9 protein-coding genes and 1 pseudogene are annotated in these 12,548 nt (G+C 70.4%); 6 read left to right on the top strand and 4 right to left on the bottom strand.

Going from position 1 to position 12,548, the window contains the following annotated elements:
• Positions 1-19: 19 nt before the first annotated feature.
• Together ABT041_RS06450 and ABT041_RS06440 are read right to left on the bottom strand one after the other, a co-directional pair.
• A complete protein-coding gene (locus ABT041_RS06450) occupies positions 20-424 on the bottom strand; it encodes a hypothetical protein (protein ID WP_502976395.1) in 405 nt (134 codons plus the stop codon).
• Positions 397-1,368: a M64 family metallopeptidase gene (locus tag ABT041_RS06440; protein ID WP_502976387.1), complete on the bottom strand. Its 972-nt coding sequence runs from the start codon at positions 1,366-1,368 to the stop codon at positions 397-399. Before ABT041_RS06440 ends, ABT041_RS06450 begins: the two co-directional genes overlap by 28 nt.
• 137 nt (positions 1,369-1,505) lie before the next feature.
• Here ABT041_RS06440 and ABT041_RS06435 point away from each other — a divergent pair, with 137 nt between their 5' ends.
• From ABT041_RS06435 to ABT041_RS06425, 3 genes and pseudogenes are all read left to right on the top strand, one after another.
• Positions 1,506-2,846, top strand: a complete 1,341-nt coding sequence (locus tag ABT041_RS06435) for a helix-turn-helix domain-containing protein (RefSeq protein WP_351179885.1) — start codon at positions 1,506-1,508, stop codon at positions 2,844-2,846.
• A 136-nt stretch (positions 2,847-2,982) separates the two neighbouring features.
• Positions 2,983-4,115 (top strand): annotated as a pseudogene (locus tag ABT041_RS06430) (IS630 family transposase).
• 21 nt (positions 4,116-4,136) lie between these two features.
• Positions 4,137-4,550 carry a cytidine deaminase family protein gene (locus ABT041_RS06425; RefSeq protein WP_351179882.1) on the top strand — a complete coding sequence of 138 codons (414 nt, stop codon included), beginning with the start codon at positions 4,137-4,139 and terminating at the stop codon, positions 4,548-4,550.
• A gap of 254 nt (positions 4,551-4,804) precedes the next feature.
• On the opposite strand, the gene ABT041_RS06420 is transcribed toward ABT041_RS06425, so the two are convergent.
• Entirely contained in the window at positions 4,805-5,947 is a 1,143-nt protein-coding gene (locus ABT041_RS06420) for an ABC transporter substrate-binding protein (RefSeq protein ID WP_502976385.1), read from the bottom strand.
• 123 nt (positions 5,948-6,070) lie between these two features.
• The gene (locus tag ABT041_RS06415; protein ID WP_351179879.1) at positions 6,071-8,737 is read right to left on the bottom strand and encodes a SpoIIE family protein phosphatase; all 2,667 of its coding nucleotides are present in this window, start codon (positions 8,735-8,737) and stop codon (positions 6,071-6,073) included.
• 262 nt (positions 8,738-8,999) lie between these two features.
• Between ABT041_RS06415 and ABT041_RS06410 the strand changes: the two genes are divergently transcribed.
• From ABT041_RS06410 to ABT041_RS06400, 3 genes are all read left to right on the top strand, one after another.
• Positions 9,000-9,167, top strand: coding sequence for a hypothetical protein (locus tag ABT041_RS06410; protein WP_351179876.1), 168 nt, complete (start codon positions 9,000-9,002; stop codon positions 9,165-9,167).
• A 122-nt stretch (positions 9,168-9,289) separates the two neighbouring features.
• Positions 9,290-11,353 (top strand): SpoIIE family protein phosphatase, encoded by a 2,064-nt coding sequence (locus ABT041_RS06405; protein WP_351179873.1) that lies wholly within the window; start codon positions 9,290-9,292, stop codon positions 11,351-11,353.
• Between the two features lie 708 nt (positions 11,354-12,061).
• On the top strand, positions 12,062-12,541 hold the full coding sequence (locus ABT041_RS06400) for a hypothetical protein (RefSeq protein ID WP_351179870.1): 480 nt from the start codon (positions 12,062-12,064) through the stop codon (positions 12,539-12,541).
• The last annotated feature ends 7 nt before the right edge of the window (positions 12,542-12,548 follow it).

The following is a 12,548-nucleotide window of genomic DNA, read 5'->3' as shown; positions in this document are numbered from 1 at the left end:
CCCGTGCCCGCCGGGGCCGTCAGAGCCGGACCGTCCAGCTGACCGTGGTCCTCATCGTCCGGGCGATGGCGCGGTCCCGCACCGAGGGCGTGCGGTCCTCGGCGGTGAGGGACAGCGTGTGGGTCCGAAGGTCGAGCAGCCGCAGGGCCGGGTCGGACACCCGTACGTCGGTGCGGCCCGCGAGGGACTTCATCTCCCGCCCGTCCAGGTACCAGCGGATCGTGAGTTGACGCCCGTCCGCCCCCGTCAGCCGGGGCACGAGGGCTTTGGCGGTGTCGCCCCTGCGGAGGGTGCGATCGGTGGGCGTGACGGGGGAGGCGATGCGCGCCTCGCGGTAGAAGCCGGCGATCATCGCCTCCACTCCGGGCAGATTGAAGGGCTTGCCGAGGGAGCGCATCATGGAGTTCTCGGTGGGACGCCGCAGTCCGGTGACGTAGTAACCGCCGCCCTCGTACGCGCCGACGGCGCCGCCGTCGGGAGACTGCTCACCGAGCCAGCGGTGCCACTTGGTGCCCCGGTCGGCCATGTCGTCGGCGGTGAGGGTCGTGATGTTGGAGTCGGCGGGCTCGGGGCCACGTAGCGCTCGTAGCCGGGATAGTCGGGATAGAAGTACTCGTCGGCGAGCTTGCCCAGGGAGTGGCCGGTCTCGTGGATCGCGACCTGGCCGGATTTCTCGTTGCCCGCCGAGGCCGTTGATATGCCCTCGTAGCCGAGGGTCTTGCTGGGCTCGTTGTAGCCCGCGCCACCGTACTTGGTGCTGTTGGCGAGGACGAGCACCAGGTCGGCCTCGGGGGCCTTCGTCACGTATCCGTCGACCTTGTCCTGGTCGACGCAGAGCAGCCGCTCGACGCCGTCGCACCAGAAGTACGAGCCGAGAGCCGTGTCCCGGAGGGTGCCGGGAGAGGGGTCGCCGGAGACGCCGGACTGGTTCGAGACGGCGTCGACGGTCCAGACGTTGAAGAGGTTGCGGTAGGTGGTGTACGGCTCGACGGCCGTCAGCTCGGCCCATTTCTGCTGGGCGTCGGCGTGGAAGCGGGGCAGTTCGGCGACGGTGTAGCCGTCTCCGACGACGACGATGTCGAGCCGGTCGGCGATGGGGCCGTTGTCGACCACCTTGGCCACCTCGCCGTCGGCGACCGCCTCGGTCGCCGTCAGGCGGGAGGTCTGCTGGTTCCGGCCCTCCGGCGGCACATGCGTGTGGCCGGATCCGGCGAGCGTCCCGTGTTCCGGCCCGGGTATCTCGACCTCGACTCCGGCCGTGGGGGGTGCCGTCGGGTCCGCGGCGGCGCTGCCGGGTGCGGCGGCGAGGACGGCCGCGAGGGCGACGGCCACTCCGGCCGCCGTGGCTCCGCGTCGTGCTGAACGCATCAAATCAGCCCCTTGTCAGGCGAGTTAACCGCTTCAGTAAATGTGCTGAACAAGTTGCTTAACCTAGAGGCAAGGCATGGGGTGCGCAATGCCTACTGCGCCTGGATACTGGGGAGTTCACGAACGAGGGGGTCCGCATGGACGATCCGGCCACGATCGGCCACCGAGTACAGCGCCTGCGCACTCAACGCGGGCTGACGCAGAAGCAGTTGGCCGAGCCCTCGTACACCCCCGCGTACGTCTCGACGCTGGAGTCGGGCAAGGTCAGGCCCTCGGAGACCGCACTGCGCTTCCTTGCGGAGCGGCTCGGTACGTCGTACGAAGAACTGGCCACCGGCCGCCCCGCACACCTCGCCACCGAGCTGCGGCTCGCTCTCTCCGACGCCCACCAGCAGCTTGCCACCGGGACGGCCGACGAGGCCGCCGTGCGCTACCGCCGGCTCCTCGCCGACGCGGAGCACCTCGGACTCGTTCCCGAGCAGGCCGAGGCGCTGCTCGGGCTCGGCGACTGTGCCCTGGAGACCGGTGAACTGGTCGACGCGGGCCGACACTTCCAGGCCGCCGAGCGGCTCCTCGCCGAGGAACCGCTGCCCCGCCGCGCACGCGCGATCCGGGGCCGTGCCGTTGCACACCTCCTGGCGGGGGAGCTGCGTTACGCCTGCTACCTGCTCGAATCCACCATCGACGAGCTCGGCGCGAGCGGCCTGGCCGACCCCGAGGCGCTGGTCATCCTGTACGCAGCCGTGATCGGCCCGTACATCGACATGGGTGCACACGCCCGTGCCGCGCACGCCGCCGAGCTCGCCCTGGCACTGGCTCCACAGGTCGACGATCCTGCGCTGGTGGCGGGCATGCACCGGCAGGTGGCTCGCACCTTCCTCGCCGAGGGGCGCACGGCCGACGCCGACGCCTCACTGGCCAAGGCGCAGGCGATCTACCAGCAGCTGAGCCTGTGCACCGATCTCGCGCACTGTCACTGGATGCGCGGCTACGTTCAGGCTCAGAAAGGCGAACTGGTCTCGGCCGAAAAGGAGTTGCGGGCTGCCCGGGACATGCTGAATGCCAAGCGCGCCGCTCTGTTCACCGCGCAGGTGGAGGTGGAGTTGGCCGATGTCCTCCGGCGGCTCGGACGGCACGACGAGGCGTCGGACCTGCTCTCTGCATTTCTTGAGCTGGGTGACCGGCACGGGGCGGTGCACGCGGGGGGTGCGCACAGGCTGCTCGGGCTGATCGCCGAGGAGCGGGGGGACAGCGAGACCGCGGAGGAGCACTACGTCATGGCGCTCGGACTGCTGGAGCGCAGCGGCGCGAGCGGCGACCTCGCCGATCTGTGCCGTCTGCTGGGCGACCTTCTGCGCCGCGGCGGCCGCACCGAGGCCGCCCTGGACGCGTACCGTACGGGTCTGGGCCATCGCTCGCCCCCGGGAACGACGACGCTGGGTCCGGCTCCGACGGCACTGGCGTTCCCGAGGCACTGAACGAGCAGCCGACAGTGTCCCGCGTCGGCCTTACAAGTCCTACATCTAGTGCCGCATCAGGCAACGTTCGCCCTGTTTGATGTGACGCGCCGTCGCGGTGCTGTGCCGGACGGCGCGTGGCCGTCACCCTGTCCGGGTGGCAGAACGGGTACGTGTACGGGAGATCGACGATGACGAAGGCAGACGGCTGCTGCGGATCATCCGCCGGGGCACGGGGTCGGTGGTGACCTGGCGGCGGGCCCAGATGGTGTTGCTGTCCGCGCAGGGCATGCTGGTGGCGGAGATCGCCGAAGTGACGTTCACCAGCGCAGACCGGGTCCGCGACGTGATCCACAACTTCAACGCCGACGGCTTCGACTCCCTGTACCCGAAGTACAAGGGCGGCCGGCCCAAGACGTTCACCCTGCCCGAGCGGCGCGAGGTCAAGAAGATCGCGAAGTCCAAGCCGGCCGAGCACGACTTGCCGTTCTCGACCTGGAGCCTGACCAAGCTGGCGGACTTCCTGGTCGCCGAGTGGGGGGTCGACGACATCAGCCACGAGGGCCTGCGCATCCTGCTCCGCGAGGAAGGCGTCTCCTTTCAACGCCTGAAGACCTGGAAGACCTCCCGCGACCCGGACTACGCGGCCGAGAAGGCCCGGGTCGAGCGCCTCTACGCGATCGCCGACGGCGACGTCATACCCGAGGACGGCGAGCCTGAAGTCGTTTTCTGCATGGACGAGTTCGGACCGCTCAACCTGACGCCCCACCCGGGCCGGCGGTGGGCCGAGCACGCCGGCAAGCACAAGGACCCCGACCGCGAACCCCGCCGCAGGCGGCGGGCGCCCTACAACCGCTACGGCGGAGTACGCCATCTATTCGCCGCACTGGACCTGGCCAAGGACAAGCTCTACGGCCACATCAAGCCGATCAAGAAGCGGACCCAGTTCCTGGAGTTCTGCCGCTACCTGCGCAGCCTCTATCCGTCCCGGGTCCGTATCGCGATCGTCTGTGACAACTTCTCCCCGCACCTGACACGAAGAAGTGCCAGCGGGTCGGCAGCTGGGCCGGGGCGAACAACGTCGAGATCGCCCACACCCCGACCAACAGCTCCTGGCTGAACCGGATCGAGGCCCAGTTCACCGCTCTGCGCCACTTCACGCTGGACGGCACCGACCACGTCAGCCACAAGGAGCAGGGCAGCATGATCTGCCGCTACATCATCTGGCGGAACAGGCACACTGCCGATATTCGCTTGCGCTCCCTCGTCACTCGGGTCAACGTCGCGTGACACCTGACGAAGGCAGAGAGAATGACCATGCAGACCCATCCCGTCGACCATGAGCTCATCCAGGCAGCGGCGCACGTTGCTCGCACTCGCTGCCGGGGCGACAACCACACCATGGCAGCCGCGGCCCGCGCCCAGGACGGCCGGATCGTCACCGCGGTGAACGCCTACCACTTCACGGGAGGACCCTGCGCCGAGCTGGTCCTTATCGGCACGGCAGCCGCCCAGGGCGCCTACGAACTTGACACGATCGTCGCGGTGGGCGACCGAGACCGAGGGGTTGTTCCCCCGTGTGGCCGGTGTCGCCAGGTCCTCCTCGACTACTTCCCGGCCCTCAAGGTCATCGTTGGCGCAGGCGATCGCATCCGAACCGTCCTCATCACCGACCTGCTGCCCGAAAGCTACGTCTGGGCCGACCACCAGCTCGACGCCGAGTGAACCGCGCTGCTCAGCACGCGCTGGCACCGCTCGCCGACAACAGGGCAAACGTTGCCTGATGCGGCACCAGCATTTGGGTACTTACGCCCCACCACCGTGAAGCGGTCAGGGACCGGCTCGCCGAGCTCCTCGATCTGATCGTCAAACGGTGAGCGTGGCCTGTCGTCGGGCCGGACAGCGGCCGCGAGTGCCGTGGCCACCGGTGTGAGGCCGGGACCGGTGGGTGCACGCCTGGTCAGGAGCGCCCTTGGTCCTCAGCTCGAGACGGCCTCGGCCCAGCCGCGGTTGACGGTCACTCTTGCCTTCTCCCGCTGCGCCTCCGTCGGAAACGTCGGGGTGCCCTCGACCGTCGGCAGTTTCTCGGCGGCGGCCTTGTCGAGGGTGCCGTCCTTCTCCATGGCGTCCATGAGGACGGGGCGTGCATAGGCGCCGAGCCGGAGGTTCTGGCCCTCCGGGCTGAAGACGTACTCCTGCCACAGACGTGCCGCCGCGGGGTGCGGAGCGTCTTTGTTCACCGCGTTCGCGTAGTACTGGGCGAAGCTGCCGTCGAAGGGGATGGCGGTCCGCCAGTCGACGTCCGTGCCATTCTCGCGGAATTCGTCGGCGTATCCGAGGTTGAGGAAGTCCCAGTCGATGCTGATCGGGGTCTGGCCCTTCGCGATCGTGGCCGGGGTGGATTCGACCGGGATGAAGTTGCCGTTCTTGCTGAGCTCGGCGAAGAAGTCGATGCCGGGCTGGACGTCGTCGAAGGAACCCCCGTTCGCCAGGGCCGCCGCGTAGACCCCGGCGAAGGCGGAGCCGGACTTGGTGGGGTCGCCGTCGAGCGCGACCTTGCCCTTGTACTCGGGCTTGCGCAGGTCGGCGAAGGTCGCGGGGCAGGTCTTCACGCGCTTGGCGTCACAGCCGATCGAGATGTAACCGCCGTAGCTGTTGTACCAGCGGGCCCGGTCGTCCTTCTGCTCCTCGGGGATCTCGTCGTACGCGGCGACCTTGTACGGAGCGAGCAGGCCCTGACGTGCCGCGGACTGCGCGAAGGAGTCCCCCACGTCGATCACATCGGGGGCGCGGCCTCCGTCCCTGTGCTCCTTCAGGGCGTTGATCTCGTCCTGGCTGGTGCCTTCCGGGTTCTCCACCGTGACCCTGATCCCGTACTTCTTCTCGAAGCCGTCGATCATGGCGCCGTAGTTGGCCCAGTCGCTCGGGAGCGCGATCGTGTGGAGCGAGCCCTCCTTCTTCGCCGCTGTGGTCAGTGCTGCCATGCCGCCGGCGTCCGCGGCGGATGTGGCCACCGCGGGTGCTCTGGGCGCGGTGGCGGGCTTGTCTCCGCAGGCGCCGAGGGGCGCCGCGAGGACCAGGCAGGCGGCGACGAAGGCTGTCCGGGGACGAGGTGCCGGCACAAAGGCTCCATAACGGGCGGTCACGTACTGATCGAGGCCAGCGTACGTTCGGCGGCCTCGGCAGCGCAGTCCCAGACGGTGGTGTCCGCCGTCTTCCCCTGCGGCTGCCGTACCGGCGCGTTCTCAGAACCCCTCGTCGTCCCACCCCGCCAGGAGCGCCTCCCCGAGATCCATCGCAGGCGGTGCGGCCCCGTCGACCAGGGCCTGCTCGCTCCAGATGATCTTGCCGCGGGCGGTGTAGCGCGTGCCCCAGCGCTCGGCGAACTGCGCGACGAGGAACAGGCCGCGACCGCCCTCGTCGGTGGCCTCGGCCCGGCGCAGGTGCGGGGAGGTGCTGGACCCGTCGGAGACCTCGCAGATCAGGCTGCGGTCGTACAGCAGCCTCACCCGGATGGGCTCGGTGCCGTAGCGGATGGCGTTGGTCATCAGCTCGCTGAGGATGAGTTCCGTGGTGAAGGCGATCTCCTCCAGGCCCCAGTCCGCCAGACGGCGGGCGCAGGCGTTGCGCACCGGCGACACCGCCGCAGGGTCGGGGCGCACGTCCCACTCGGCGATCCGCGCGGGGTCCAGTCGGCGGGTGCGGGCCACCAGCAGCGCGACGTCGTCGCTGGGCCTGGTGGGCAGCATCGCGTCGATCACCGCGGTGCAGGTTTCCTCCGGGGTGCGGTTGGGCCCGGCCAGGGCGGCGCGCAGCGCTGTCAGGCCCGCGTCCGGATCGCGGTCGCGGCTCTCGATCAGCCCGTCGGTGAAGAGCGCCAGCCGGGAGCCTTCCGGCAGGGTGACCGTCATGGTCTCCATGGGCAGGCCCTCGCCCAGGCCCAGCGGCGGGGATACGGGCACCTCGGGGAAGGACACGGTTCCGTCGGGGCGGACCAGAGCGGGGCCCGGATGCCCGGCGGTGGCGGCCGTCACCTGCCCCGAGACGGGATCGTAGATGGCGCACAGGCAGGTGGCTCCGGTGATCCCCTGCCACTCCTGCTCGTCGGTGTCGATGTGGGCGACCAGCTCGTCCAGGTGGCTCAGGAGTTCGTCCGGAGGCAGGTCGAGGGTGGAGAAGTTGTACACGGCGGTGCGCAGACGGCCCATGGTGGCGGCTGCGTGGAGACCGTGGCCGACGACGTCGCCGACCACCAGGGCCACCCGGGTGCCGGGCAGCGGGATGACATCGAACCAGTCACCACCCACACCCGCCTGGGCAGCCAGATAGCGGTGCGCGACCTCGACGGCCGACTGCTCCGGTACGCCCCGGGGCAGCAGGCTGCGCTGCAGGGTCACGGCCATGGTGTGCTCGCGGGTGTAGCGGCGGGCATTGTCGACGGCCAGTGCGGCCCGGGCGGTCAGCTCCTCGGCGAAGGACACGTCCTCCTCGTCGAACGGCGGGGAGTCCTGCCCCCGCCAGTAGCCGGCCATCCCCAGCACCACCCCCCGGGCCCGCAGGGGCACGGCGATCAAGGAGTGGATGCCGCGGTCCAGGATCTGCAGTGCGTTGGCCGGGTCCTGGGTCCGCCAGCCGTGGGTGACGCGCAGGTCCGCCTCCAGGACCGCACGGCCGGCGGCCAGCCCAGCCGCCATGGGGCTCGCGGGCACGAACCGGATCAGCTCGCCAACAGGGTAGAGCGGGTGGTCGCCCTGAAGGCCGACGGCGGCGGTGCGGCGCATCTCGGTGCTCGCTTCGGGGGGCTCCTCGCCGCGCAGCACCGGGTCCAGCAGGTCGACCGTGACCACGTCGGCGAACCGCGGGACCGCCACCTCCGCCAGTTCCTCCGCGGTGCGCTCGACGTTCAGCGTCGTTCCCACCCGCACCCCCGCGTCGTAGAGCAGCTTCAGCCGCTCGCGGGCCACCTCGGCCCTGCCGGAGAGTGCCCGCAGCTCGGTGGTGTCCCGCAGCGTGACGACGGTCCCGGCCTGCCCGTAGGGGGCGGTGGGCCGGATGTTCACCGACAGCAGCCGATCGGTTGCCATGTGCAGCTCGTCGGTCGCGGAACGGCCCGATGCGATCGGCTCGGCGATTCCCTCCTCCAGACCCAGGTCCGTGACGGGGAGGCCTTCCGCGTCCACGGGCAGACGCAGCAGCCGCCGCGCCTCGTCATTGGCCAGCAGCAGCCGTCCGCCGTCGCCGATGATCAGCACGCCCTCTCGCACCGCGTGCAGCACCGCGTCGTGGTGCTCGTACATCCTCGTCATCTCGGCCGGTCCCAGGCCATGGGTCCGGCGCAGCAGCCGACGGCTCACCAGAGCGGTTCCGCCCGCGGACAGGGCGAGCACCGCGGCTGCACTGCCGAGGACGACCGGCAGCTGCCGGTTCACCATGCTCTGCACGTTCTGGATCGTGACCGGGGAGGAGACGACGGCGATGACGCGGCCGTCGGAGTCCTTGACGGGGACCACCGAGACCACGGACTGTCCCAGGGACCCTTCGAAGGTCTCGGTGAAGGACTGGCCGGCCGCCGCCTTGGAGAAGGGGCCGACGACGTGCTTCCCGATCTGCCGTGGGTCGCTGTGGGCGAGGGTGACCCCGGAGAGCGTGTACACGTTGATGCCGTCGACCCCGGCGATCTTCCGGGCCGCCTGGGCGCTCGGCTGTAGCACCGCGCTCGGATGGGGGCTTCGGAGGGCCGCGACGATTCCCGGAGATTCCGCGAACGTTCCGGCGGCGGCGAGCGTACGGTGCCGGGCGTCCGCCATGCCGTCGCTGCGGGCTTGCACCACGAGCGCCACCACCGCGGCGGCGACGAGCAGCACCACGACGGCCAGCTGCAGGAGGAACACCTCGCCGGCCACGCTGCGCACGCTCAGAAGGGAGGACAGACGCTGCGGCTGCCGCGCCCCTCCCTTGGGGGGCTGGCCGTGCTCCTGACGCCCCTGGTGGCTTCCTGAGCGGGGACGCCGAGGGGGAGAGGAAGAGCTCGTGGTCGAGCCGAGCAGCCGACGTCGGACGTGTCCAAGAAGGTCGCTCATACTTTATTTTCTAACCTCTCTGGGCCGTCGGCAGCGGGGAGCGGCGTTCGCCGAGCCGGCGATCCGGGTCCCCTCCGCAGAGCGAGGGCGTGGTGTGGCGCGGCGCGTGGGGGGTGCGGGCGGGATCCGGGCCGCCGCCGCGCTGATGTGGATCCCCCACGCCCACACGCCGTGCAGGAAGTCCTGCTGGTTCAGGGAAGTGGAGAAGTGGACGGACGAGCGCTACGACGTGCCGGCCGCCGTTTCCGCCCTGCTGCGCTGAGCCGGCCACCGGCGGCCGGGAGCGTTTCTCTCGGCTCGGTCTTCTCCACGGCGCACTTCGCGCCGCGGAATGCCCGTGGTGTCCGGATAATGGATGGATCGGCGAGTGGAAGGGGACATCTCGTGCCATCGGCTCGGCCGGGGGGCGAGGAGACCCACGGCCCGTTCTGGTCCGAGCCGGGGACGCTGCTCGAGCACGTGCCCGTGGCCGTCTTCGGCCTCGACGACGGGGACCTCGTCTGTTACTGGGGGCCGGGCGCGCGGGACCTCTTCGGATATGACGCCACCGCCGTCCTGTCGAAGCCCGGCGCCCTTCTCTTCGCCGACGGGCCCCCGGGCGCCCCCGATCCGTGCTCCCGGCTGACCGAGCGAGGCCGGACCCAGGGTTACTGGAGGGGGCGGCTGCCGGCCCGGCATCGTGACCGCACCGTCTTCGACTGCGGCTTCCGGGCCTTCTCCGTGACCGGATCCGGCGGACCTTCGGTGGTGATGGTCCTGGCGAGCCGTAGTGACGAGCTCGATCGGGTCAAGACCAACCTCGCCTTCCTCGACGCCCTCTTCGAGACGTGTCCCATCGGTCTGGTCATGCTCGACCAGGACCTCCGGTACGTCCACCTCAACCAGGCGCTCGCCGACATGGACGGTCTGTCGATCGAGGCCCACCTCGGGCGGCGCATGGACGAAATCATGATCATGTCCGACGGCGGCGAGTACCAGCGCATGCTCCGCGGCGTCGCCCTGGGCGGAGCACCGGTCGTGGGAACCCTGGTGGGCATGCGTCCGCGGGGGCATCCGGACCGTGATCAGGTGCGGTCGGTGAGTTTCTTTCCCCTGAGCCAGGCGGTCGGCTCGCGCCCCGGAGTGGGCGGGCTGATGCTGGACGTGACCGACCGGGAACAGGCCATCCTCGAAGCCACCGCCAGCCGTCGACGGCTCGCTCTGCTGGACGGGGCCTCCACTCGCATCGGGACCACCCTGGACGTGAACCTCACCGCCCAGGAGCTGGTCGACGCTTCCATGCCGGACTTCTGCGACGGCGCCGTGGTCGAAGTCGTGGAGCGGATGGACGAGGTGGAGGACTTCGACCCGGCGCGACCGCTGTTCACCCGCAGGATCGCCTCCGGGACGATCTTGCCCCCTCCGGCCACCGAACTCGTGAGCGGGGTGGAGACGGTGCGGTATCCGCCCGGCTCGGTCATCCACGACATGCTGAGGACCGGCCGCGCCATCTCCGCCGTGGTGAACGAGGAGTTCCTGGCCCGGACCGTCCTCATCGAGTCACGCGCGCAGCTCTTCGCCGGGAGTGGATTGGCCTCCCTCCTCGTTGCCCCGCTCATCGCCAGGGGTACGGTCCAGGGAATCGCCATGTTCGGCCGGTCCACGGGCCGGCCGGCCTTCACCCGGGACGATGTCAGCCTGGCCGGTGAGCTCGCCTCACGGGCTGCGATCTGCCTGGACAACGCCCGTCTGTACAGCCGCGTCCAGGACATCGCCCTCACCTTGCAGCGGGCGTTGTTGCCCAGCGCGTTGGCGACCAGCCCGTACGTGGACGTGGCCCACCGGTACGTGCCCGGCAGTCGGATCACCGAGGTCGGCGGAGACTGGTACGACGTGATCAGCCTGTCCGACGGCCGAGTCGCTCTGGTGGTGGGCGACGTGATGGGGCACGGTGTGTCGGCCGCCGCAGCCATGGGCCGCCTCCGTATCACCACCAAGGCTCTGGCCAGGCACGACAGCGAGCCCGACGACCTCCTCACCGAGCTCGACGCATGCGCCCAGGAGGCCGGCATCGAGTTGGCGACGTGCCTGTACATCGTCTACGACCCGAAAAGCGGAGGAGCCCGCATCGCCAGCGCCGGCCACCCCCCGCCGCTGGTACTCCGGCCGGACGGCACGGTGGAGAGCATCGACGACGTCCTGGGAATCCCTCTCGGCGTCGGCGGCTCTCCTTTCCGTACGATCGAGATCGAACTCCCCGGGAACGCGAGTCTCGCCCTGTACACCGACGGCCTCATCGAGACACGAGGCGCGGACCTCGAGGTCGGTCTGAAGGCATTGCGCGCCGAACTGGGCAGGGCACCAGGCCCGTTGGAAGCGACGGCGGACCGCATCCTCGCGAGCCTGCTGCCCGCCCCTCCGGCCGACGACGCGGTTCTGGTCCTCGCCCGCGTCCGCCGCGCCCGTTGAGGAGGCGTCGAGCCCGGTGTGTCTTGGCAGCTGCTGGTACGCGGCCGGCGGGCCCGCCGCAGGTCATGGCGGACGGCGACCACGTCAGCCGGGTGGCCGGCCCGCGCGTACCGTTCGCAGACGAAGGTGGCCAGTTCCTCGTCCGGTCCCCGGGCGGACTCGGCCTCCCGCAGGCCGCGTTCGGCCCACTCCAGGGCTTTCGGCCGGTCGCCGCCGGCCGGCGCGGTGTCTCCGGCGTTTCCGCTGGTGGCCTGGGGAACAGCGAACAGACCGGCCTCCCCGTTTCCCCCGCCTCCTCCGCCGCCCGAGTCCGAACCGGGGGCAATCGTGCCGCCGCCAATGCCGACGTTGACGTAGAGGGTGGTGCCGGGCCCCGCGGTGAGGGTGCCGCTGACGGTGACGCCGATCCCGCCTGCGCCGCCGTCGCACCCGTTCTGGCCGGCGGCGCCGGTGGCGGTGATGTCGAGCTGGGTGACACCGGCCGGGACGGTGAAGGGCTGATCGGCGCCCGCCGTGAAGGTGACGGCCACGGGCGACGCCGCGGCAGTCGTCGCCGTGGCCACCACCAGCGCCACCACTGGGAGGGCCGCCGTGGCGAGCAGGAACGCAGCGTGTCGCCGCCGCGGTCCTCCGCTTCCGTCTCGTCGGAACGCCGCGTGGAGCGGCGACCGCAACCGTCGGCCGGCGGCCGCCCGGACGGTCTCGGAGGTGGGGGAGGCCGACTCGTTCGCGTCCATTCCGGGCGGGCCGGTGCTGCGGGCCCTCGCGAGCCGGAGTCCGGTGCTCCTGACCGGCGGGGAGCCGGCCTCGGCCACCGCCGACAGTGAGAACAAGCGGGCCGCTGAAATGGCACGCGACCATGTGCGCTCCTGGCTCGCCGTGCCGATGCCCGTAGGGGAACTACCCCTCGGCGTCGTGGTCCTCACGCCATCGGCGATCCGACGCAGCTTCGATCTGGGCCTGCACCAGTACGCGTCCTCGCGTTCGCCGCCCGCATCGAGGGTGAGGATCGACGGGATCCTCCTTCGTGCCTGCGTCGGAGGCGCCGTCGGTGATCGGACGGCGTCGAGACGGTCCCTCATCTCCTGGGCGCCGCCCGGCTTCCTGTTCATGTCGACATCGTCCGACCTCTTGTCGGGGCGCCTTCTCGTCTCTACTGTGAACCTTCAAATTCCAGGGAACCCATGACCCTAGC

The organism is Streptomyces sp. NPDC002825 (genome assembly GCF_040295385.1).
Taxonomy (GTDB): Bacteria; Actinomycetota; Actinomycetes; order Streptomycetales; family Streptomycetaceae; genus Streptomyces.
This window is presented reverse-complemented; position numbering and strand designations above follow the sequence as displayed.